This window comes from Alicycliphilus denitrificans (genome assembly GCF_044792555.1).
Lineage (GTDB): Bacteria > Pseudomonadota > Gammaproteobacteria > Burkholderiales > Burkholderiaceae_C > Alicycliphilus > Alicycliphilus denitrificans_A.
The window spans coordinates 4,019,593-4,040,301 of the sequence record NZ_CP126238.1; the positions used below are offsets into that span (position 1 = coordinate 4,019,593).

Below are 20,709 nucleotides of genomic sequence, written 5' to 3' on the forward strand. Positions count from 1 at the left end.
TCTCTCCTACAACTCGGACGACAAAATGGCCGTGGCCTCGCTGGACAACACGCCGCCATTGCCATGTACCAGCGCCGTCTGCGCGCCGGCCACCTGCCTGGCCATGCCCTGGCCGCGCAGCTGCGTCACGGCCTCGATGATCAGGAACAGGCTGTACATGCCCGGGTGCACGCAGGACAGGCCGCCGCCGTTGGTGTTCATCGGGAAGGCGCCGCCCGGAGCGATGCGCCCGCCCTCGATGAAGGCGCCGCCCTCGCCCTTCTTGCAGAAGCCCAGGTCTTCCAGGAACAGGATGGGGTTGATGGTGAAGGCGTCGTACAGCTGCACCACGTCGATGTCGGCCGGCGTCAAACCCGCCTGTGCGAAGGCCTTGCGCCCCGACTCCACGGCCGGCGTCACCGTCAGGTCTTCCATGCACGAAATCTGCCGGTGCCAGTGCGCAAAGCCGCTGCCCAGCACGTAGATGGGTTGGGCGTGCAGCGCCTTGGCCCGGCTGGCCGAGCTGACGACGATGGCGCCCGCGCCATCGGTGACCAGGCAGCAATCGAGCGTGGTGAACGGGTCCGAGATCATCCTGGCGTTGATCACATCGTCAACGCTCAGGGGCTTTTTGGAGAACGCGTCGGGGTTGAGCTGCGCCCATTGGCGCGCGGCCACCGCCACCTCGGCCAGCTGCCGGCGCGTGGTGCCGTACTCGTACATGTGGCGCGCCGCGGCCAGGGCGTAGCTCGATACCGGGTTGAAGGCCTTGTACGGGTGCTCGTAGGGCTGGGGATCGAGCTCGGCGCGCATCTGGTTGATCTTCGAGCTGCTGGGCGCGCTACGCGGCGTGGCGCCGTAGCAGATCAGCACGTTCTCGCATTCGCCCGCGTCGATCGCCATCTGCGCGATCTTCAGGTCGGCGATGAAGGCCGAGCCGCCGAACATGGTGCTGTCGGAAAAGCGCGGCCTTATTCCCAGGTATTCCGCCATGCGCATCACCCACCAGGGCGAGGTCAGGCTGGAGGTGATGATGCCGTCGATATCGGACTTGCGCAGGCCGCTGCGCTCTATCGCCAGGCAGGATGCGCGGGCGATGATCTCCTGCTCGGTGGCGCCGCCGGCATGGCCCATGCCGGCCAGGCCCGTGCCCAGGATGGCGATGGAGCCGCGTGATGTACCCGTGCTCATGCCTGCACCTCCCGTTGCGTGAAAACCAGCAAAGGCCCCTCCTGCGTGCTGTCGATGCGGGCGCGCACGGCCAAGCCTATGCGCACCTGCTCCACCGGCATGTCCACCACGCGGCTCATGAGGCGCGGGCCTTCCTCCAGGTCCACCAGCACCACCGTGTAGTCGCCCTCCGCGCGGCGCACAATGGTCACCGAATACACCGTGCCATGGCCCGAGGGCGCGACCCACTGCAGATCCTGCGATCCACAGTACGGGCAGCACAGGCGCGGATAGAAATGGTGCCTGCCGCAGGATGTGCAGCGCGGGATCTCGAAGCGCCCCTCGGCCAGCGCGCCGAAGTAGCGCTGGTCGCAGGCCTCTGCGGTGGCCGATTGAGCTATGCCGATGCCGGACATGGGTTCACTCCTCGGATTTCACACCGGTCTCGGACACGACGCGTTTCCATTTGGCGACCTCGCCCGCCACGAAGCCGCGCGTCTGCGCCAGATCCATCACGCCCAGCGGCTCGCTGTACTGCAGGCGCAGGCGCTCCACCATCTCGGGCGAATTCATGATCTTGTTGATCTGCTGGTTCAGCAGCGTCAGCACCGGCGCCGGCGTGCCCGCGGGCGCGTACAGGCCGAGCCAGGTATAGACGTCGAAGTCCTTGAAGGCCGGTCCCGCCTCGCGCAGCGTCGGCAGCTCGGGGAACAGCTTGCTGCGCTCGGCCGCCATGTTGGCGATGGGGCGCAGCCGGCCCGAGGAGATGAAGGCCGACACGCTCATCGAGTCCTGCACCGCCATCGGGATCTGCCCCGCGACCGCGTCATTGGTCGCAGGCGCCGCACCCTTGTAGGGCACATGGTTGAACTGGTAGCCCGTGACCTTGCGCAGCCACTCGCCGCCCAGGTGGGTGGAGCCCGCGGCACCTGCCGTGCCGAACGGAATGTTGGACTGTGTCTTGGCCCAATCCAGGAATTCCTGGGTGTTCTTCACGGGCACGCTGGGATTCACCACGACCAGGTTGGGCGCACGGGCCAGCACGGCCACCGGCTCCAGGCTCTTCAGCGGGTCATAGCCCACCTTCTTCATCGCCGGGGCGATCACATAGCCGGTGGCGCCCACCAGCAGGGTGTAGCCATCGACGGCCTGCCGGGCCACGTATTCCGTGCCCACCTGGCCGGCCCCGCCCGGGCGGTTTTCCACGACGAAGGGCTGCTTGAGGTTTTGCTGCAGCTCCTTGGCCAGCGCGCGGCTGACGATGTCCGTCATGCCGCCCGGTGGAAAGGCCACCACCACCGTGACCGGCTTGGCGGGATAGGCGCCGCCCTGGGCATGGGCCGGCATGAGCGATGCGGCCAGGGCCGCGGCACAGGCCAGGCGCGCCTTGGCGTGCCGTGTGAAAGTGAAATCCATCCTTGTCTCCTTCTTGTGCTTGCCGACCGTGATGCCAGCGCCAGGCCAGTGTAGGAAGCACCGCCCCGTGGGGCCATCAGAAAGATTCGAAGGCTGCCTTGAAGGATTTGGAATGGCCGGCCCTGGCCTGCGGCTCAGCCAGGCGCGCGCGTCATGGCCACCTGCGGGTCTTCCAGCAGGAAGTTCACGAACTCGGTGATGAAGTCCGGAAAGCGAGCGTCCTTGCGCACGACCAGACTCAGCTCGCGCAGGGCCCAGGGCTCATCCAGCGCAATCACCGCGAGCTGCTCCGGCTGCAGCCGGCCGCCAAGCACGCTGCTGGGCACCAGGGCGATACCCACGCCCGCGGCGACCAGCGACAGCACGGCGTCAAAGCTGTGGGCATGCAGGCGTGCACGCACGGTCTTGCCCAGCCTTTGCGCGCTGTCGCGCAGGAACAGGTAGTTGCTGCTGCTGCGCGCCATGCAGACAAAGTCGAAATCCAGCGCCGCGCCCAGGCGCAGGCTGGACTGCACGGCCAGCAGATGATCGCGCGGCGTGACGATAACCAGACGATCCACGGCATAGGGATGGGTGACCAGCCCCTGCACTGCCGACGGACCGGCGAAGATGCCCACATCGGCCTCGCGCGCCAGCACCGCGGCCGGAATGGTCTCGCTCTGGCGCTCCTCGATCTCGGCATCGATGCCCGGATAGGCCACCAGGAAGCGCCCCAGGGTCGGCGTGACAAAGCCGTTCAGCGAGCTGCTGTTGGCCACCAGCCGCACATGGCCCTTGACGCCCGAGATGAAACGGCTGACATCGCCCTGCATGCGCGCTATGCCCTCGAACAGCTCGCGCACATGCAGCAGCATGGCCTCGCCCGCGGGGGTCAGGTCCATGCCGCGCGAGCTGCGCTCGAACAGCGCCGTGCCCAGCGCCTGCTCCAGGTTCTTGAGCCGGTAGCTCGCGGCCGACGGCGTGATGAACACGGCGGCGGCGGCCGCCGTCAGGCTGCGCGCCTGGGCAATTTCCAGGAACAGCCGCAGGTCCGAAAGTTCGTAGCGCATGGCGCTTACCGCGGCACGGCGGCGTTGAGCGCCGCCAGGCGCTCGGGCGTGCCCACGTCGGTCCAGCGCCCGGTGTAGAGCTCGCCCGTCACGCGCCCGGCGTCCATGGCGCGGCGCAAGAGCGGCGCCAGCGGCGCGGCCAGCCCCTGCGGATTGCCGGCGGGAATGTCGCACCAGGGCGGCGCGAACAGCGCGGCACGCAGCAGCGCGATGGTGCTGTAGGTGTGGCGCGGGGCCGTGCTGTCCGCGGGCAGGTTCACAGCCCGGCCGTCTGCCGACAGGCCGAAGTCGCCGCGCGGGTGGTGCGCCGGGTTCTGCACCAGCCACAGGTGGGCCAGTGCATCGCCCCGCGCAAAGCGCCGCGCGGCCTCGGGGTCGAAGCGGAAGTCCGGGGCGAACACATCGCCCGCCGCGAGCCAGAACACCTCGCTGGCCAGCAGCGGCAGCGCGCGCGCGATGCCACCGGCCGTCTCCAGCGCGCCGCCAAAGTCCAGGCCCTCGTGCGAATATGAAATTGATAGCTGTTTGCGCTTTTCCAGCAAGGGCTGATGGCCAAAATAGCTTGAAATCTGCTCTCCCAGCCAGGCCGTGTTGAGCACCACCTGCGCCACGCCGGCCTCGGCCAGGGCCTGCAGGTGCCAGGCCAGCAGCGGCCGGCCCTGCACCTGCAGCAGGGGCTTGGGGGTGTGGTCGGTGAGCGGACGCATGCGCTCGCCGCGGCCGGCGGCCAGCAGCAGGGCGGGGGGCTGGGTGTGCATGGGCCGCACTGTAGTGCATCGCCCTACCCCCAGCGCCCCCATGACGGGGGGCATCCGGGGCAGGCCGGTAAAATGGCGGGCTTTGCCCCAGCCCCTTTTCCAGTGGAGCCACCCTACATGGCCAATGCACAACAAATGGCGAATGCGATCCGCGCACTCGCAATGGATGCCGTTCAACAAGCCAACTCCGGCCACCCCGGCGCCCCGATGGGCATGGCCGACATGGCCGTCGCGCTGTGGGGCCAGCACCTGAAGCACAACCCCGCCAACCCGCTGTGGGCGGACCGCGACCGCTTCGTGCTGTCCAACGGCCACGCCTCGATGCTGCTGTACTCGGTGTTGCACCTGACGGGCTATGACCTGCCGGTCAGCGAGCTGAAGAACTTCCGCCAGCTGCACAGCAAGACCGCCGGCCACCCCGAGCACGGCATCACCCCGGGCGTGGAGACCACCACCGGCCCGCTGGGCCAGGGCGTGACCAACGCCGTGGGCTTTGCGCTGGCCGAGAAGCTGCTGGCCAAGGAATTCAACCGTGACGGCCACAAGGTGGTGGACCACCACACCTACGTGTTCCTGGGCGACGGCTGCCTGATGGAGGGCATCAGCCACGAAGCCATCGCGCTGGCCGGCGCCTGGCGCCTGAACAAACTCATCGCGCTGTACGACGACAACGGCATCTCCATCGACGGCCAGGTCGCCCCCTGGTTCATCGACGACACGCCGGCGCGCCTGCGCGCCTGCGGCTGGAATGTGATCGGTCCCGTGGACGGCCATGACGCCGGCGCCGTGGCCGACGCCATCCGCCTGGCCAAGGACAGCCTGGACAAGCCCAGCTTCATCGTCTGCAAGACGGCCATCGGCCAGGGCTCGCCCAACCGCGCCAATACCGCCAAGGCCCATGGCGAGCCGCTGGGCGCGGACGAAATCACGCTGACGCGCAACGCCATCGGCTGGAGCCACGCGCCGTTCGAGCTCCCGGCCGACATCTACGCCGACTGGAGCGCCCGCGACGCCGGCGCCCAGGCCGAGGGCGAGTGGCGCCAGCGCTTCGACGCCTATGCCGCCGCCTATCCCGAGCTGGCCGCCGAGTTCACGCGCCGCATGGCCGGCGACCTGCCCCGGCATTTCGCCCAGACCGCCGTGGACGCCGTGGTGGCCGCGCACACCAAGGCCGAAACCGTGGCCAGCCGCAAGGCCAGCCAGATCACGCTAGAGGCCTTCACCGCCGCTCTGCCCGAGTTGCTGGGCGGCAGCGCCGACCTGACGGGCTCCAACCTCACCAACACCAAGAGCACGCCCGCGCTGCGCTTCGACGAGGCCGGCGAGGTGGTGCAGGCCGAGGTCACGCTGGGCGAGCAGACCGTCAAGGTCGGCGGGCGCCACATCAACTACGGCGTGCGCGAGTTCGGCATGGCCGCCATCATGAACGGCCTGGCACTGCACGGCGGCTTCATCCCCTACGGCGGCACCTTCCTCACGTTCAGCGACTACAGCCGCAACGCCATCCGCATGGCGGCGCTGATGAAGCAGCGCGTGGTGCATGTCTTCACGCACGACTCCATCGGCCTGGGCGAGGACGGCCCCACGCACCAGTCCATCGAGCATGCCGCCAGCCTGCGCCTGATCCCCGGCCTGGACGTGTGGCGCCCGGCGGACACCACCGAGACCGCCGTGGCCTGGAGCGTGGCCCTGTCCAACCGCAACAAGCCCACGGCGCTGCTGCTGTCGCGCCAGAACCTGCCCTACGCGCCCAAGAGCGACCTGGGCGACATCTCGCGCGGTGCCTACATCCTCTCCGAGCCCAAGGACATCGGCCTGAAGAAGAAAGCGCAGGCCGTGATCATCGCCACCGGCTCCGAGGTGCAGCTGGCCCTGGCCGCGCAAAAGCTCCTGGCCGAGAAAAAGATCGCCGTGCGCGTGGTCTCCATGCCCAGCACCACCACCTTCGACCACGAGGACGTGAAATACAAACAGCTGGTGCTGCCCGCCGGCCTGCCGCGCATCGCCGTGGAAATGGGCGTGACCGACTTCTGGTGGAAGTACGGCTGCGCCGCCGTGGTCGGCATCGACAGCTATGGCGAGTCGGCACCGGCCGGCGTGCTGTTCAAGCACTTCGGCTTCACCGCCGAGAACGTGGCCGACACCGTGCGCGTGGCGCTTTCGCGCAAGCGCTGACCCCTACAGGTTTTCTTTTCATCCATCCCTAGAGGCTTCATCATGACCATCAAGATTGGCATCAACGGCTTCGGCCGCATCGGCCGCAACGTGCTGCGCTCGGCGCTGCAGAACTTCTCCGACATCGAAGTCGTTGCCATCAACGACCTGCTGGAGCCCGACTACCTGGCCTACATGCTGCGCTACGACAGCGTGCACGGCCGCTTCAAGGGCGAGGTCGCGGTCGAAGGCAACACGCTCATCGTCAACGGCAAGAAGATCCGCCTGACGCAGGAGCGCGACCCCGCCAACCTGAAGTGGAACGAGGTCGGCGCCGACATCGTGATCGAGTCCACCGGCCTGTTCCTGGACAAGGCCAGCGCCGAGAAGCACATCGCCGCCGGCGCCAAGAAGGTGTTGATGTCGGCCCCCTCCAAGGACGACACGCCGATGTTCGTCTTCGGCGTGAACCACAAGACCTACGACGGCCAGGCCATCATCAGCAACGCCAGCTGCACCACCAACTGCCTGGCCCCCGTGGCCAAGGTGCTGCATGACAAGTGGGGCATCAAGCGCGGCCTGATGACCACCGTGCACGCCGCCACCGCCACGCAGAAGACCGTGGACGGCCCCAGCAACAAGGACTGGCGCGGCGGCCGCGGCATCCTGGAGAACATCATCCCCAGCAGCACCGGCGCCGCCAAGGCCGTCGGCGTGGTCATTCCCGCGCTGAACAAGAAGCTCACCGGCATGTCCTTCCGCGTGCCCACCTCCGACGTGTCGGTGGTGGACCTGACGGTGGAGCTGGAGAAGGAAGCCAGCTACGACGAGATCAAGGCCGAGATGAAGGCCCAGTCCGAAGGCGCGCTCAAGGGCGTGCTGGCCTACACCGAGGACAAGGTGGTGGCCACCGACTTCGTCGGCGAGACCCACACCTCGGTGTTCGACGCCGACGCCGGCATCGCCCTGGACAAGACCTTCCTCAAGGTCGTGGCCTGGTACGACAACGAGTGGGGCTACTCCAACAAGTGCCTGGAGATGGTGCGCGTGATGGCCGGCAAGTAAGCCGCCTTCTCCCCAGCTCTGCAAAAACGCGCCTTCGGGCTAATGCCAGTCAGTTAAGAGCTTGCTGGCATTTTCTTTGTGGGGAACTTGCTGCGAGATCGCTTGACCTCACGCGGGAAGCTTCGCCCGCTACGGCGTGCAGGAAGTACGAAGTAGCGTGCCTGTTCAAGCAGCAGTTGCAGGTGTCTCGGCAATGCTCCCGCGCGAGCCAGATGCACGGTGTTGAGTGCGCCAATGATGGCATGCTTGGCTGTGTGGAAGCTGATGCGTACCGGCTCAACCTTCACATGCTGGGCCATCAAGCGCATCCAGCGCCTGAGCAAGGTATGCGCAATCAATACGCCCCAGACCTCCTGTTTGACCAACTCCGGCTGCTTGCTGCGCAGCACGCCTGCGCCCTGTTGCAGCGACTGCTTGATCTCACGAAAGCCAAGTTCAATCTCCCAGCGCTGGCAATACATCTGTGCCAGTTGCGATGCGCCAAAGCGTTCGGAGTCGAGCATCGAGGTGATGAAGCGCCTGCTCTTGCCTTGCACCTCGGTCTGGATCAGGCGCGCTTGCCAGTGGCTTGGCAGTTCGGGGCAAAGTTTCCTGGCACGCTGCGAGATGGGCATGCGGATCAACCAGTCGCCCGCGCCCAGACATTGCACGACTTCATGGCGCAAGTTGTCTCTGGCCCGCATGAGCCAGTGGCGTTGCTCGCCTGCGCCCTGCCAGTCGAGCAGGAATGCCGCAGAGAAGTACGCCCGGTCAAACAAAGTGATGGAGTGATCCAGGCCACGCAGCCCAGCAGCAAGCGTCAGCTCCCCTTGGGTGTAGTCACCCAGTTGTGCATCGAGTAGTTCGTGGCTATCGGTGTCCAGCAGGCACACAGCCCGCACCATGGGCCAGGGCTGGGGACCGTACTGCGTCTGACCACTTCCCAGCACTTGGCGGTTGTCTGCGCTGTTGGGCGCAGACCAGACAACGCCATCGACGGCCAGCACGCGCAAGCGCTCTTCGTGCACGGGATGCGATCTGCCCCAGGCCTGCGTGAGCAGCGCAAACAAGTGCTCCAAGGGTTGCGAGCCCAGCCGCTGGCGAACCTGCACGCTGCTGCTGGGAGCTGGTAACTCTTGCCCCTCAAGGGTCAAGGCCATCTCCTGCACCACCTGCCACATGGGCATGTGGCGAAACAAGGCCAGTCCAATGACCAGCCAGATGGCGTGATCTGCAGGCAGCTTGCGCCGACGTATGGATGCCTTGCCGCTGGCATGCAGTGCTTGCTCGATCCACAGTGGATCAATCAGCGCGCCCAACTCAGTCATCGCGTGAGCGGGCAACCCTGCCCAGCTCTCATCCAAGGAGTTTTGCAGTACGGAAGTCAAACGAAAAAGGGAGCATGACGAACATGCTCCCTTTTTACCCGCCTGTGGCGATCTGCTGTCTTAACTGACTGGCATTAGCCTTCGGGCGCGTTTTTTCTGCGGCGCCCCACGGTGCGGGCAGAACGCAAAAAAGGCCGCAGGCACATGACATGCCTGCAGCCTTTTATGCCAAATAGCACTTAAAACCTTACGCAGAAAGCGCAGGCAGCTATCTATTCAATAGTGAATTACTCCGCGGTACGGATGGTTTCGCGCCCCTGACGGTCCTTGGCGCGCGTGATGTCGTCGCCCAGCGAGCGCACCAGCTTGTCCAGCGCGGCGGCAACGGCGTCGGCCACCTTGGCGGCCTCGGCGGTGGCGGCCACGGGCTGGCGGCCTGCGGGGCGGGCCTCGATCACGCAGCGCTTGTCGGCCGTACCGGACTTGCCCGCGTCCACATCGGACAGGAACACCTCCACGCGCGTCACATGCTCGCGAAAGCGGGCCAGGCGGGTGGCGGCCTCTTCCTGCGTCCAACGGATCAGCGAATCACCGCCCTGGATATGGTCGTTGGTGTGCACTTGGATCTGCATGTTTTCCTCCTTGGGTTGAAACCGGGCCTGCATGTCGGCCCTCGCTGTTCATCATGCCTCAGTCCGAGGGCTGCGGCTTGATTCGCATCAATCGTCAGATGTCAATGATGGTGCCCATGACCGCCATGCACATGGCGGTGGGCGATCTCCTCGGCCGTGGCGGCGCGCACCTCGGTGACCTTGCAGGCAAAGCGCAGGGCTTTGCCGGCCAGCGGGTGGTTGCCGTCCAGATGCACCACGGGGCCCTTGATCTTGACCACATGGAACATCTGCGGCTGGCCATCGGCGCCCGGCCCCTGCAGCTGGCCGCCCACCTTCACGCCGGGCGGGAATTCGCTCTTGGGGATGGTGCGCACCAGGGACTCGTCGCGCGCGCCGAAGGCGTCCTCCACGGCCAGGTCCACGGTGGCGGCATGGCCTGGGGCCTGGCCTTCGAGGGCGGCCTCGACCTTGGGGAAGAGGTTCTCGTAGCCGCCATGCAGGTAGGCCACATGGCCGGCGTCCAGCGGCTTGCCGGTGGCGGGGTCGGTGATCTTGTAGCTCAGCGTGACGGCGGTGTCTTTGGTGATGTTCATGGCTTAGGTGCAGTGATGACGGCGGCGCACCCGGGCGCCGCCGCGGGAAAGAGCGCCATTGTCCCGCACGCGGGCGGGGGCCCGCGCATCAGGCAGTGCATCAGGCCACGGGCAGCTCGTCCACCTGGCTGCCCGGATGGCGCGCAAAGCGCCGGTGCTCGGCCCCGTGCACCGGGTCGCTTGCGCCCCAGGGCCAGCCGCCGAACTGCGTGCGGCGGTAGTCCTGCAGGGCCTGCATGATTTCCTGCTGGCTGTTCATGACGAAGGGGCCGTACTGCACCACCGGCTCGGCTATGGGCCGGCCCTGCAGCAGCAGGCATTCGACGGTGTCGGCGCCGCTGTTGAGCAGCTCCAGCGCCCGTTCGGCCACGACCTCCAGCGCGGCGTGGCCGGCCTGCGGCTCGCCCGCGATCGTCAGGCCCGTGCCCACGAACCAGTAGAGCATGCGGCGCGTGCCCTGGCCGCACGCGGGCGGCAGGGTCCAGCGCGCGCCGGGTTCGAGCCTCAGCGTCCAGATGGCCACGTCGGCGTCGTCCTGCGCGGCCCAGGATTCGGGCGGCGGCGGCAGCGGCGCGCCCGCACCCTGAAGCGCGCCGGCGATCACGGTGACCGTGGTGCGCCGGCCGGCATCGTCCACATGTTCCAGGCGCGGGATACGCTCGTTCCACAGCATGGTGAAGTGCGGCTGCACCATCTTGCGGCTGGCGGGCAGGTTCAGCCAGATCTGGAACAGCTCCAGCGGGTTCGGCGCGTCGCTGGCCAGCAGCGGGAACATCTCCGAATGCTGTATGCCCCGGCCCGCGGTGAGCCACTGCACGTCGCCGCCGCCAAAGCGCGCGGCCGCGCCGAGCGAGTCGGCATGGTCGATGAGGCCCTTGCGCACCAGCGTCACGGTCTCGAAGCCGCGGTGCGGGTGGCCGGGAAAGCCGGGCACGCTGTCGCCGTGGTACATGGAAAAGCCGTCCTTGCGGCTGAAGTCGCTGCCTATCTGCCGCCCCTCCAGCGCCACGGCCTGCACGCCCATGGCGCCGTTGCCGGCGGGATAGGCGTCGTCGTGGTGGGCGCAGAACAGGAACGGGTCCAGCGTGGGCCACAGGGGGCCCAGCGGCTGGCGGTTCAGGACGGGACTGGCGGTACTGTTCACGGGGGTGCTGTTCATGGTGCGGGGCTTTCCGGGTCTGGGTATCGGCGGCACGCGGCGCGCCATAAAGTACATATGGGGCCGGCCGGCGCCTTGCCCAGCCACCAGTTGTGCAACACTGCGGCCCATGGCTGGAACGCTGGCACAAAAAATTCAAAGAAATATGCCTTAAATTCTTATCCAGCAAGCGCATAAAGCTCATTTTCAAGAGCATCAGGCGCGCTCTCCGGACAACGGCAGGTAGAGCTCGGTGCGCCAGGCGCTGGCATCGGAGCCGATCTCGGGGCCGGTGATGTAGCACTCCCACTGCTCGCCGGTGCTGGCCAGGCCCTGGGCCGCGATCCAGGCGCGCAGGTCGGCCCAGGCCTTCGGCAGGTCTTCGTAGTGGCCGCGGTACAGGGTGCGCGCCATGCGCATCGCCGGCCATTGGCCCGGGTAGACATGGCCCGCCGGTCGCACGGGGTGGTCCACGACCACGCCGACCTCGCAGTCGAAGCTGTCGGTCGGGCGGCGCAGGTGATGCGTGAACAGCGGGCCCATGGCCTGTGCGCCCTGGGCCTTGATGCGGTCGAGCAACTCGCGCACGCCGCGGCACATGGTGCATGACAGTTCTTCGCGCGGACAGCAGACATGCACCACGGCCGTGGTACGCGCGGGAGCCAGGTCGATGATCTGCGGTACGTCGATCATGATCGTCTCCTGCGCGCACGGAACAGTGCCGGGCGGCGGCGGTGCCCCCCGGGGCCTGCACTATCGTAGACCGCCAGCCTGCCTCACGTCTGTAGGAAAACGCCGGGCGCTTGTAACGTCAGCGCCTGCTGCGCCCCAGCCACCAGCCCGCGGCCAGGCCCACGGCGCCCAGCAGGGCCCACAGGCCGGCAGACCCGCGCCGGCGCCGGCGGTGGCCGCCGTCGATGGCGGTCTGCAGCGAGGGGTGAAACAGGTTGCCCTCGGTAAGAGGCGCGGGCGCGGCGTGGCGCAGCCCCTGGTCGCTGAGCCAGCGCAGGGCGCGCGCCGTACCCTGGGGCGCGAGCGCATGGGCCAGCCGCCCGGGCAGCGCGCCCAGGCCCAGCCAGGTGACGGCGCGCGGCTGCGGGCTGTCGGCCAGATCGACGATGGCCTGGGCCACGGCGCGCGGGTCCACCATGGGCAGCGGCGCGCCCAGGCGCCGGCCCGTGTAGTTGGCGCCGTGCGACAGGCCGGGGGTGTCCACCACCGTCGGCGCCACGTCGCAGACATGCACGTGCGGCAGGTCGGCCATCTCGGCGCGCAGGCTCTCGGACAGGCCGCGCAGGCCGAACTTGCTGGCCGCATAGGCCGCGGCATAGGGCGTGGGCAGCCAGCCGCCCAGCGAGATCAGGTTCACCAGCAGGCCGCGCCCCTGGGCACGAAAGCGCGCCAGGGCCGCGTGCGCGCCATGCACATGGCCGAGCAGGTTGGCCTCGATCACGCGGCGGTGCGCCGCCAGCGGCACGCCCTCAAAGCGCCCCACGGCCCCCACGCCCACGGCGTTGACCCAGATGTCGATGCGCCCGAAGTAGCGCACGGCCTTGTCGGCCAGGGCCAGCACGGCATCGGCGTCGGTCACATCGGTGGGAATGCCCAGCGCCTGGCCGCCCTCGGCGCGGCAGGCCAGCGCCACGGGGGCCAGGGTGTCGGCATTGCGCGCCGCCAGCACCAGGCGCGCGCCACGCCGCGCAAAGGCCAGCGCCGTGGCATGGCCTATGCCGCTGGAGGCACCGGTGATGACCACCACCGGCTCGGGCGGGGCTGCGGGCAAACGGATCGGTGCGGCGGATGGGATCTGCGTCATATGCGGTGCGAGTGGCAGTGGCAAACCCCTTCTTTGTAACTGCTGCACCACGGCCACGGCGTAGGACAGTACCCGCGCCTATGGTTTTCAAGCCAAAACCGATTCCAGCGCATATGCGACAAGCGCCAAAAGCTATCAATACAAGAGTATTCAGGACAAGGGCTTGGGCCCGAAGCGCACCTGCAGCCCGCGCGGCGTGACGCTGATGCTCTCGGGCTGCAGGCCCAGGCGGTCGATGGGCGCGAGCTCCTTGTCACGCAGCTGGTGCAGCACCACCCCGCGCAGCGACTGGTCCGCCAGCTGCCGGGCGTAGCGCTGCAGCAGCGCCCCCGCCTGGGGCGCCAGGCCGTCCAGGCGCAGCGCGTTCACCTGCAGCCCGTGGGTGCGGATGCTGCGGTCCTCGGGCTCGTAGCGCAGGCCGAAGTCCACGTCGAGCCAGCCCGTGTAGCGGCGCGCCAGCAGGGGGCCGGTGGCCGCCAGGTCGAGCACGGCGTTGAGCTGGTTGCGCTCGGGCAGCAGGGTCAGGTGCGGCGCCTGCAGCTCCAGGTCCAGCAGGCCGGCGAGCGGATAGCTGCGCGGAAAGCGCCCGGCCAGGGCCTGCTGCAGCTGCTGGCGGCTGATGGCGTAGCCGGGCTGGGCGCTGGCGCAACCGGCCAGCAGGGCCAGGGCGGCGCCGGCCATGTGGTTCAAAAGAAGTCTGCGGCGCATGGTGGTGCAGGTAAAACGCCCGATTGTGCTGGCGTCTGCGCCGCGCAGTGCAAGCAGTTGCGTCAAGCCTGTGCGGCCATGAGCGCACGCAGCTGCTGGTGCGCGCTGCTGTCCAGATCCACGGGGCGCTGGTTCTTGGCGAGCAGGTAGCGCTCGCTGTAAACCTCCAGCCAGGCCTGCAGCAGCGCCCCCGCCGGCGCCTCTCCGGCCTGCTCCAGGCACAGCGCCGCCACCTCGGCGGTGCAGAAATGCGCGCCGCACCGGGAGCGGCGCAGCCGGTAGCGCGAGGCCTGGTCGCCGTGCAGGCTGAGCACCGGAAAGCGCTCCAGGTAGGGGCTCTTGCGGAACATCTTGCGCGCCTCGGGCCAGGTGGCGTCCAGCAGCACGAACAGCGGACGCCGCAGCACCGGGCCGGCCGCGGGCGCCAGCTCATGCAGCACGCGCCCGGGGTCGACGAACTCGCCCGGGAACACCACATAGGGTTGCCACTGCGGATCGGCCAGCAGCGCCAGCAGGGCGGGATCGACCTCGGTGCGCGCCCAGCCAAAGGCGTAGGTGTCGGCCACCACGTCGGCCACCAGCCAGCCGGTGTTGCTGGGTTTGAGCGGCTCGGTGTCGTGCATCAGCAGGCACAGGCCGGCGCGCGTGGCAAGCTGCTGGCGCAGCGCGCACTGGCAATGGCTGGTGACCAGGCGGCAGTCCGGGCAATGCACCAGGCGCGAGCCGCCGCGTGCCTGGAAGGGTTTGGCGCTGCGCGCCAGGCGCTCGGCGCGCAGCCGGGAGACGGCGTGGGGCATGGAGGGCTACTCGACCTGCGCCGCCGCCAGGCTTTGCACGATGGCCTCAAGCTGCGCGCTCATCGGCAGGTTCAGGCGTTGCTGGCTGCCGGGCAGCTTCTGCAGGAACCAGCGCCGGTACTGGCGGTCGATCTCGCCGTCCCGCGCCAGCAGGCGCAGGCTGTCGGTCACGAGCTTGGCCAGCTGCGGGTCGCCGCGCCGGAACATGATGGCGTAGGGCTCATAGGACAGCAGCTCGCCCACCACGGCCAGGCGCCTGGCCGCGCCCGGGGTTTGCGCCACCAGCCCGTGCAGCAGCACGTCGTCGGTGGCGAAGGCGTCGGCGCCGCCGCTCTCCACCAGCGCAAAGGCCTGGGCATGGTCGGGCGCGACAACGATGACCATGGGAATCCTCAGGCGCTGCGACAGGCGGCGCATGACCTGCTCGTTGGTGGTGCCGGCCGTCACGGCCACCTTCTTGTGCGCCAGGTCGCGCCAGTCGCGCAGGCCCTCGCCCTTGCGCACCAGCAGGCGCGTGCCGGCGACAAAGATGGTGGGCGAGAAGGCCACGCTCTTCTGCCGCTCCAGGTTGCTGGTGGTGGAGCCGCATTCCAGGTCGGCCTGGCCCGAGATGATGGCCTGCATGCGCGTGGCCGGGGTCACCGGCACCCAGCGTATCTGCAGGGGTCGCTGCACCGCGGCTTCCACGGCGCGCACCAGGGACTTGCACAGCTCGATGGAGTAGCCGATGGGCTGGCCGCGCGCGTCCAGGTAGGAAAACGGCACCGAGCTGTCACGGTAGGCCAGCGCAATCGAGCCGCTGGCACGCACCTGGGCCAGCGTGCCCGTGAGCGCCTGGGGCCCGGGGTTGGAGGGGCTGCTGTCGGCGTCCTGCGCCTGCGTGGCCAGGGCCGCCAGCAGGGGCGCCGCGCACAGAAAGCTGCGTAAGGCCTTCATGCGAGGTCCGGCCCGGGAATGGGGTGGGCGCGCGCGGCGGCTTCCTCGTCCATGCGGCGCGCATGCTCCTCGGCCTCGGCCTCGGGCAACAGCTGGTCCTCCCACTTGGCCACGACGGCGCTGGCAATCGAGTTGCCCACGGCGTTGGTGGCCGAGCGGCCCATGTCCAGGAAGGTGTCCACGCCCAGGATCAGCAGCAGGCCGGCCTCGGGAATGTCGAACTGGTTCAGCGTGGCGGCGATCACCACCAGCGAGGCGCGCGGCACGCCAGCCATGCCCTTGGAGGTGAGCATGAGGATCAGCAGCATGGTGATCTGCGTGGCCAGCGACAGGTGGATGTCGTACGCCTGGGCGATGAACAGCGTGGCGAACGTGCAGTACATCATGGAGCCGTCCAGATTGAACGAGTAGCCCATGGGCATGACGAAGCTGGAGATCTTGCGCTTGACGCCGAAACGGTCCAGCGCGTCCAGGATCTTGGGGTAGGCGGCCTCGGAGCTGGCCGTGGCGAAGGACAGCATGAAGGCCTCCTTGATCAGCACCATGAGCCTGAAGATGCGCGGCCCCAGGAAGGTGAAACCCGCCAGGATCAGCAGCGCCCACAGAATGAACAGGCCCAGGTAGAAGTCGCCCATGAACACCGCAAACTTCAGCAGGATGCCCAGGCCGTTCACGGCCACCGTGGCCGCCATCGCCGAGAGCACGGCCAGGGGCGCGAGCTTCATCACGTAGCCGGTGATCTTGAGCATGACATGCGCCAGCTCGTCGATGGCCGCCACCAGGGTCTTGCCCTTTTCGCCCAGCGCCGCCAGGGCCACGCCGAAGAACATGGAGAACACCACGATCTGCAGGATCTCGTTGTTCGCCATGGCCTCGGCAAAGGACTTCGGCACCAGGTGGTTGATGAACTCCTTGAGCGTGAACTTGGCGGTGGCCAGATTCGTGGCCGCGCCCACGTCGGGCAGCGGCAGGCCCAGGTTGTGGCCCGGCTGCAGCCAGTTGGCCAACACCAGGCCCAGCACCAGCGAGATCAGCGAGGCGGTGACGAACCACAGCATGGCCTTCATGAACACGCGCCCGACCGAGGCCGCATCGCCCATGTGCGCAATGCCCACCACCAGCGTGGAGAACACCAGCGGGCCGATGAGCATCTTGATCAGGCGCAGGAACACGTCGGACAGGATGGAGAGGTAGCCCGCGACCTCCTTGGCGGCCTGCTTGTCGGGGAAGTTGACGAAGACGAAATAGCCCACGGCTATGCCCACCAACATGGCGACGAGTATCAAATATGCAGGCGGAATACCCCTTTTCTGCGGAATGCTGGCGGTCATGGTGAATCCTTGTGGGATGCGATAAGGTTTTACTAAATGGGGATCTGCAGCCCGCGCTGCACGGCAGGACGCGCCGCAAAGGCGTCAAGCGCGCGCTGCACCCGGGGAAAGTCGGCCCAGCCGACCAAAAGGGCGGCATTGTAAAAACCCACGAGGTTGCGCACCCAGGGAAAGACCGCCATGTCGGCAATGGTGTAGTCGCTGCCCATGATCCAGTCGCGCCCCGCCAGGCGCTGCTCCAGCACGCCCAGCAGGCGCTTGGATTCCGCCACGTAGCGGCCCAGCGGGCGCTTGTCCTCCCAGTCCTTGCCGGCGAACTTGTGGAAGAACCCGAGCTGCCCAAACATGGGCCCCACGCCGCCCATCTGCCACATCAGCCACTGCAGCGTCTCGTAGCGCGCGGCCGCGTCCTGCGGCAGGAACTGGCCGGTCTTCTCGGCCAGGTAGATCAGGATGGCGCCGGACTCGAACAGCGCCAGCGGCCGGCCGCCAGGCCCATTCGGGTCGAGGATCGCCGGGATCTTGTTGTTGGGGTTGAGTGCCAGGAACTCCGGCGAGAGCTGGTCGTTGGTCTCGAAGCTCACCAGGTGCGCCTCGTACGGCAGGCCCGTCTCCTCCAGCATGATCGACACCTTCACGCCGTTGGGCGTGGGCAGGGAATACAGCTGCAGCCGGTCGGGGTGCGCAGCCGGCCATTTGGCCGTGATGGGGTGGGTCCATGCCATGGGCAACTCCTTTTCAGTCCTTCACGAGGCCGCAGTCCACCACCAGGTTCTGCCCGGTCACGGCGCGGCCCCAGGGCGAGAGGAAGAACAGCACCGCGTCGGCAAACTCGGCAGGCGTGGTCACGCGGCGCAGCGGGGTCAGGCCGGCGATCAGGTCGAACACCGCCGCGGGCGTGGCGCTGCTGGCGTCGGTGGTGCGCAGCAGCCCGCCCGAGACCATGTTCACCGTGATGCCGTCCGGCCCCAGGTCATGCGCAGCCGTGCGCGTGAGCGACAGCAGCGCGGCCTTGGCCGCCGTGTAGTCGTGGTAGGGCACCACCGGGTTCTGGAACAGGTTGGTGCCCACGTTCACGATGCGCCCGAAGCCCTGCGCGCGCATGGCGGGCAGCGCCGCCTGCATGGTGTTGAGCGCGCCCTTGACCGCGCCCTCGATCTGCTGGCTGAAGCGCTCCCAGGCAATGTCACCCAGCTTGGGGCGCGCATCGCCGTCGAACGAGAACTGCGCCAGCGCGTTGTTCACCACGGCGCTGACCGGCGCGCCGGTGCGCTCGCGCGCGGCGGCAAACAGGCGCTGCACGGCGGCGGCATCGGTCACATCGGCCTGCAGCGCGATGGCGCGCGGACCGAGTTCGTCGGCCAGCGCCTGCGCGGCGGCATCGCTGCGGTGGTAGTTGATGACCACACCCGCGCCCTCGCGCGCCAGCGCGCGGGTGATGGCCTGGCCCAGCCCCCGGGCGCCGCCCGTGACCAGCACCCATTGTTCAGACAGTTGCATGCGTGAACGCTCCGGGGGCTCAGGCGGCCTTGGGCGGGCGGTGCAGCAGGCAGAGCTTGTTGCCGTCGGGATCGCGCAGGTAGGCCAGGTACACGCCACCGGCGCCGTGCTCGCCGCGCCAGCCGGGCGGGTCTTCACAGGTCACGCCGCCAGCGGCCACGCCCGCGGCGTGGGCGGCATCGGCCTGGGCGGGCGACTGGGCCACGAAGCCGAGGGTACTGCCATTGCCGTGGCTGGCCGGCTCGCCGTTGATGGGCGCGGTAATGCCAAAGGTGTTGCCCGCGTGGCTCCAGAAGGTGCGGCCCCTTTTGTCGGTAAACCCAGGCTTGGCACCCAGCGCGCCCAGAAAGGCGTCGTAGAACTTCTTGGATTGGTCGAGGTCGCTGGCGCCCAGCATGACGTGGTTGAACATGGTCTATCGGTCTCCTGTGGGGTGAATCCACCATCGGCATGGTGGGCCCCTATCGTAGTGGCCCACGCCGGCGGCTGCAGGTCGCCCGGCGGACAGCCTGCGCTTTGGGGGCCCTTTACGTGGCGGGACAAGCGGGTCACTCCACCGCGGGCTGCGTCCACCCCGGCACGGCGATGCCATAGCGCGTGGCCTTGCCTTGTCCGCTGACCCACAGCAAACCCTTCGCCACCAGATCGGCCAGATCCCGCGTGGCCGTGGGCTTGCTGGTGCTGGCAAGCCTGGTGTACTTGTCGGCCGTGAGGCCGCCCAGAAAGCCGCCGCCCAGCTCCACGCTGCCAGCGGCCAGCAGGCGCTCCAGCACCTTGACCTGACGCGGATTCACCCCGGCCTGCACCATGCGGACACGGAACGCGGCCTTGTCCACCACCTGCCGCACCACGGCCTGCGATGCGATGCAGCCCTGCACGAACGTCTGCACAAACCACAGCACCCAGGCCGTCACATCGGTGGTGCCGCGCTGCGCGGCGTTGAGGGCATCGTAGTAAGCGCCCCGGTTCACCAGCATGCGGAGCGCCACGCCGAAGATGGGCGCGGAGAAGGGCTGCGGTGCAGCCTGGCGGTGCGCCAGGTCTTGTGCCAGCGCCATGTCTGCCAGCGCACGCCCCAGGCGGCCGTTGCCATCCTCGAACGGGTGCACCGTTTCAAACCACAGATGCGCGAGCGCGGCGCGCACCAGGCCATTCACCCCCGCGCCGCTGCCACTTGGCGCACCCGGCGCTGCCGGCCGGGTGGCTTCAAACCAGGCCAGGAACCGCCCCATCTCGGCCGCTACCTGGCGCGATGGCGGCGCCTCGTAATGCACCACCTCGCGCCCCAGCGGGCCGCTCACGATCTGCATGGGGTCTGCGTGATCGCGCCAGCGCCCTACGGCAATCCGCTGGATGCCCGACGTGCCCCCAGGAAACAGTGCCGACTGCCAGCGCCACAGCCGGTCGGCATCCAGCGGCGCAGCGCATTGCGCCACCGCATCCTGCATCACATCCACCAGCCCCTCCACCGAACGATCTGGCGCAGAGGCCGCCGCATCATCCAGCCCCAGCCGCCGCGCCACGGACGAACGGACGGCCTGCAGCTCGAACCGCTGCCCCTCGATCTGCGCCGTGGCCAACGCCTCTTGCGCCCACAGATCGCGTGCAACCTCCTGCGCGGGCACCAACCCAATGGCATCCAGCAACCCCAGCAGGCGGCCCTGCTCCACCCGCGCGGATTCCAGAGCGGGCGCCAGCACGGCCCCGTCAACCACCAAGGCAGGCCAGTCGGGCTGCTGCCACAGGTAGCGTGGCCGGGATGGGGAGTGGGGGGTGGAGTCTGGTGTCATGAGCCGCATTCTAGGAAATACGGCTCAAATTGCGAGCCGAAATCCTCAATATGCGGATCATGAAGGGCAAGAAAGCGGCAACCAACGAGTGCAATCAGCGGGCGGTGAGTACCAAGCAATCATGGTTCAAATTGCCTGATTAGGCACATGCCTCAGATCACCGTCATTCCGGCGAAAGCCGGAATCCAGGAGCCTCGCAGCACTCAAACCGCTGGATTCCGGCTTTCGCCGGAATGACGTGGCGTTTGTTGACCGAGTGCTGTCTGAGATATGTCGCTAATCAGATCAAATTGCCTCTGTCGCTCATGGGGTGAGCGCTGAACGCCATCAATAGCGAAGCATTGGCGCGAAACGCCCGAGTACAACGCCAGCAGCCCCGTCAGGATCAGGGCCTCCTTGTTGCATGAAGGCTCTGAGCAGTTGATGGGATCTGCAGCGACAGGATTTGGCGCGATTCGAGAAATCGCGCCAAGTAGAAGGCGCAATTTTCTGCAGCAGGCTGGCTGGTTGCCCAATGATGCTGCTCCCCCTATCGGCCAGAAGCGGGCGTAGGCTCGGGGACGAGGCGGGTGATCCTGCACCAGACCT

22 protein-coding genes are annotated in these 20,709 nt (G+C 67.9%); 3 read left to right on the plus strand and 19 right to left on the minus strand.

Going from position 1 to position 20,709, the window contains the following annotated elements; genetic code table 11:
- Positions 1-6: 6 nt before the first annotated feature.
- The 5 genes from P7644_RS19105 to P7644_RS19125 form a co-directional block, all read right to left on the minus strand.
- The gene (locus P7644_RS19105; protein WP_404300823.1) at positions 7-1,170 is read right to left on the minus strand and encodes a thiolase; all 1,164 of its coding nucleotides are present in this window, start codon (positions 1,168-1,170) and stop codon (positions 7-9) included.
- Positions 1,167-1,565, minus strand: coding sequence for a Zn-ribbon domain-containing OB-fold protein (locus tag P7644_RS19110; protein WP_404300824.1), 399 nt, complete (start codon positions 1,563-1,565; stop codon positions 1,167-1,169). Before P7644_RS19110 ends, P7644_RS19105 begins: the two co-directional genes overlap by 4 nt.
- A gap of 4 nt (positions 1,566-1,569) precedes the next feature.
- Positions 1,570-2,565 carry a Bug family tripartite tricarboxylate transporter substrate binding protein gene (locus tag P7644_RS19115; protein ID WP_404300825.1) on the minus strand — a complete coding sequence of 332 codons (996 nt, stop codon included), beginning with the start codon at positions 2,563-2,565 and terminating at the stop codon, positions 1,570-1,572.
- Between the two features lie 134 nt (positions 2,566-2,699).
- The gene (locus P7644_RS19120) at positions 2,700-3,614 is read right to left on the minus strand and encodes a LysR substrate-binding domain-containing protein (RefSeq protein WP_404300826.1); all 915 of its coding nucleotides are present in this window, start codon (positions 3,612-3,614) and stop codon (positions 2,700-2,702) included.
- Positions 3,615-3,619: 5 nt separating this feature from the next.
- Positions 3,620-4,372, minus strand: coding sequence for a nucleotidyltransferase family protein (locus P7644_RS19125; protein ID WP_404300827.1), 753 nt, complete (start codon positions 4,370-4,372; stop codon positions 3,620-3,622).
- A gap of 117 nt (positions 4,373-4,489) precedes the next feature.
- On the opposite strand from P7644_RS19125, the gene tkt reads away from it, so the two are divergent.
- Both tkt and gap read left to right on the plus strand, forming a co-directional pair.
- On the plus strand, positions 4,490-6,547 hold the full coding sequence (gene tkt, locus P7644_RS19130) for a transketolase (RefSeq protein ID WP_404300828.1): 2,058 nt from the start codon (positions 4,490-4,492) through the stop codon (positions 6,545-6,547).
- A gap of 42 nt (positions 6,548-6,589) precedes the next feature.
- Positions 6,590-7,591: a type I glyceraldehyde-3-phosphate dehydrogenase gene (gene gap / locus P7644_RS19135; protein ID WP_404300829.1), complete on the plus strand. Its 1,002-nt coding sequence runs from the start codon at positions 6,590-6,592 to the stop codon at positions 7,589-7,591.
- Between the two features lie 53 nt (positions 7,592-7,644).
- Here gap and P7644_RS19140 read toward each other — a convergent pair whose 3' ends face one another.
- The 14 genes from P7644_RS19140 to P7644_RS19205 all read right to left on the minus strand — a co-directional run bounded on the left by P7644_RS19140 (position 7,645) and on the right by P7644_RS19205 (position 20,121).
- Positions 7,645-8,898, minus strand: a complete 1,254-nt coding sequence (locus P7644_RS19140; RefSeq protein ID WP_404299644.1) for an IS4 family transposase — start codon at positions 8,896-8,898, stop codon at positions 7,645-7,647.
- Between the two features lie 287 nt (positions 8,899-9,185).
- Positions 9,186-9,530, minus strand: a complete 345-nt coding sequence (locus tag P7644_RS19145) for an HPF/RaiA family ribosome-associated protein (RefSeq protein ID WP_404300830.1) — start codon at positions 9,528-9,530, stop codon at positions 9,186-9,188.
- A gap of 101 nt (positions 9,531-9,631) precedes the next feature.
- A complete protein-coding gene (locus P7644_RS19150; RefSeq protein ID WP_404300831.1) occupies positions 9,632-10,105 on the minus strand; it encodes a peptidylprolyl isomerase in 474 nt (157 codons plus the stop codon).
- A gap of 100 nt (positions 10,106-10,205) precedes the next feature.
- Complete coding sequence (locus P7644_RS19155) at positions 10,206-11,264, minus strand: pirin family protein (protein ID WP_404300832.1); 1,059 nt, start codon at positions 11,262-11,264, stop codon at positions 10,206-10,208.
- Between the two features lie 195 nt (positions 11,265-11,459).
- Positions 11,460-11,936, minus strand: coding sequence for a GyrI-like domain-containing protein (locus P7644_RS19160; protein WP_404300833.1), 477 nt, complete (start codon positions 11,934-11,936; stop codon positions 11,460-11,462).
- A gap of 118 nt (positions 11,937-12,054) precedes the next feature.
- The gene (locus P7644_RS19165) at positions 12,055-13,059 is read right to left on the minus strand and encodes an SDR family oxidoreductase (protein WP_404300834.1); all 1,005 of its coding nucleotides are present in this window, start codon (positions 13,057-13,059) and stop codon (positions 12,055-12,057) included.
- 150 nt (positions 13,060-13,209) lie between these two features.
- Entirely contained in the window at positions 13,210-13,767 is a 558-nt protein-coding gene (locus P7644_RS19170) for a DUF1439 domain-containing protein (protein WP_404300835.1), read from the minus strand.
- A gap of 62 nt (positions 13,768-13,829) precedes the next feature.
- Positions 13,830-14,564 carry a tRNA-uridine aminocarboxypropyltransferase gene (locus tag P7644_RS19175; protein ID WP_404300836.1) on the minus strand — a complete coding sequence of 245 codons (735 nt, stop codon included), beginning with the start codon at positions 14,562-14,564 and terminating at the stop codon, positions 13,830-13,832.
- A 6-nt stretch (positions 14,565-14,570) separates the two neighbouring features.
- Positions 14,571-15,500 carry an amino acid ABC transporter substrate-binding protein gene (locus P7644_RS19180; protein WP_404300837.1) on the minus strand — a complete coding sequence of 310 codons (930 nt, stop codon included), beginning with the start codon at positions 15,498-15,500 and terminating at the stop codon, positions 14,571-14,573.
- Entirely contained in the window at positions 15,497-16,831 is a 1,335-nt protein-coding gene (locus P7644_RS19185) for a dicarboxylate/amino acid:cation symporter (protein WP_404300838.1), read from the minus strand. The genes P7644_RS19180 and P7644_RS19185 overlap by 4 nt, the downstream gene beginning before the upstream one ends.
- Positions 16,832-16,863: 32 nt before the next feature.
- Positions 16,864-17,556: a glutathione S-transferase N-terminal domain-containing protein gene (locus P7644_RS19190; RefSeq protein ID WP_404300839.1), complete on the minus strand. Its 693-nt coding sequence runs from the start codon at positions 17,554-17,556 to the stop codon at positions 16,864-16,866.
- Between the two features lie 13 nt (positions 17,557-17,569).
- Entirely contained in the window at positions 17,570-18,331 is a 762-nt protein-coding gene (locus tag P7644_RS19195; protein ID WP_404300840.1) for a 3-oxoacyl-ACP reductase, read from the minus strand.
- A 19-nt stretch (positions 18,332-18,350) separates the two neighbouring features.
- Positions 18,351-18,743: a VOC family protein gene (locus P7644_RS19200; RefSeq protein ID WP_404300841.1), complete on the minus strand. Its 393-nt coding sequence runs from the start codon at positions 18,741-18,743 to the stop codon at positions 18,351-18,353.
- Between the two features lie 136 nt (positions 18,744-18,879).
- Complete coding sequence (locus P7644_RS19205; RefSeq protein ID WP_404300842.1) at positions 18,880-20,121, minus strand: Fic family protein; 1,242 nt, start codon at positions 20,119-20,121, stop codon at positions 18,880-18,882.
- Between P7644_RS19205 and P7644_RS19210 the strand changes: the two genes are divergently transcribed.
- Complete coding sequence (locus P7644_RS19210; protein WP_404300843.1) at positions 20,120-20,260, plus strand: hypothetical protein; 141 nt, start codon at positions 20,120-20,122, stop codon at positions 20,258-20,260. The two genes, P7644_RS19205 and P7644_RS19210, sit on opposite strands and share 2 nt — an antisense overlap.
- The last annotated feature ends 449 nt before the right edge of the window (positions 20,261-20,709 follow it).

Coding starts and splice junctions, on each gene's coding strand:
- P7644_RS19105 (WP_404300823.1), bottom strand. CDS start 1,170: ATGAGCACGGGTACATCACGCGGCTCCATCGCCATCCTGGGCACGGGC.
- P7644_RS19110 (WP_404300824.1), bottom strand. CDS start 1,565: ATGTCCGGCATCGGCATAGCTCAATCGGCCACCGCAGAGGCCTGCGAC.
- P7644_RS19115 (WP_404300825.1), bottom strand. CDS start 2,565: ATGGATTTCACTTTCACACGGCACGCCAAGGCGCGCCTGGCCTGTGCC.
- P7644_RS19120 (WP_404300826.1), bottom strand. CDS start 3,614: ATGCGCTACGAACTTTCGGACCTGCGGCTGTTCCTGGAAATTGCCCAG.
- P7644_RS19125 (WP_404300827.1), bottom strand. CDS start 4,372: ATGCACACCCAGCCCCCCGCCCTGCTGCTGGCCGCCGGCCGCGGCGAG.
- tkt (WP_404300828.1), top strand. CDS start 4,490: ATGGCCAATGCACAACAAATGGCGAATGCGATCCGCGCACTCGCAATG.
- gap (WP_404300829.1), top strand. CDS start 6,590: ATGACCATCAAGATTGGCATCAACGGCTTCGGCCGCATCGGCCGCAAC.
- P7644_RS19140 (WP_404299644.1), bottom strand. CDS start 8,898: ATGACTGAGTTGGGCGCGCTGATTGATCCACTGTGGATCGAGCAAGCA.
- P7644_RS19145 (WP_404300830.1), bottom strand. CDS start 9,530: ATGCAGATCCAAGTGCACACCAACGACCATATCCAGGGCGGTGATTCG.
- P7644_RS19150 (WP_404300831.1), bottom strand. CDS start 10,105: ATGAACATCACCAAAGACACCGCCGTCACGCTGAGCTACAAGATCACC.
- P7644_RS19155 (WP_404300832.1), bottom strand. CDS start 11,264: ATGAACAGCACCCCCGTGAACAGTACCGCCAGTCCCGTCCTGAACCGC.
- P7644_RS19160 (WP_404300833.1), bottom strand. CDS start 11,936: ATGATCGACGTACCGCAGATCATCGACCTGGCTCCCGCGCGTACCACG.
- P7644_RS19165 (WP_404300834.1), bottom strand. CDS start 13,059: ATGACGCAGATCCCATCCGCCGCACCGATCCGTTTGCCCGCAGCCCCG.
- P7644_RS19170 (WP_404300835.1), bottom strand. CDS start 13,767: ATGCGCCGCAGACTTCTTTTGAACCACATGGCCGGCGCCGCCCTGGCC.
- P7644_RS19175 (WP_404300836.1), bottom strand. CDS start 14,564: ATGCCCCACGCCGTCTCCCGGCTGCGCGCCGAGCGCCTGGCGCGCAGC.
- P7644_RS19180 (WP_404300837.1), bottom strand. CDS start 15,500: ATGAAGGCCTTACGCAGCTTTCTGTGCGCGGCGCCCCTGCTGGCGGCC.
- P7644_RS19185 (WP_404300838.1), bottom strand. CDS start 16,831: ATGACCGCCAGCATTCCGCAGAAAAGGGGTATTCCGCCTGCATATTTG.
- P7644_RS19190 (WP_404300839.1), bottom strand. CDS start 17,556: ATGGCATGGACCCACCCCATCACGGCCAAATGGCCGGCTGCGCACCCC.
- P7644_RS19195 (WP_404300840.1), bottom strand. CDS start 18,331: ATGCAACTGTCTGAACAATGGGTGCTGGTCACGGGCGGCGCCCGGGGG.
- P7644_RS19200 (WP_404300841.1), bottom strand. CDS start 18,743: ATGTTCAACCACGTCATGCTGGGCGCCAGCGACCTCGACCAATCCAAG.
- P7644_RS19210 (WP_404300843.1), top strand. CDS start 20,120: ATGAGCCGCATTCTAGGAAATACGGCTCAAATTGCGAGCCGAAATCCT.
- P7644_RS19205 (WP_404300842.1), bottom strand. CDS start 20,121: ATGACACCAGACTCCACCCCCCACTCCCCATCCCGGCCACGCTACCTG.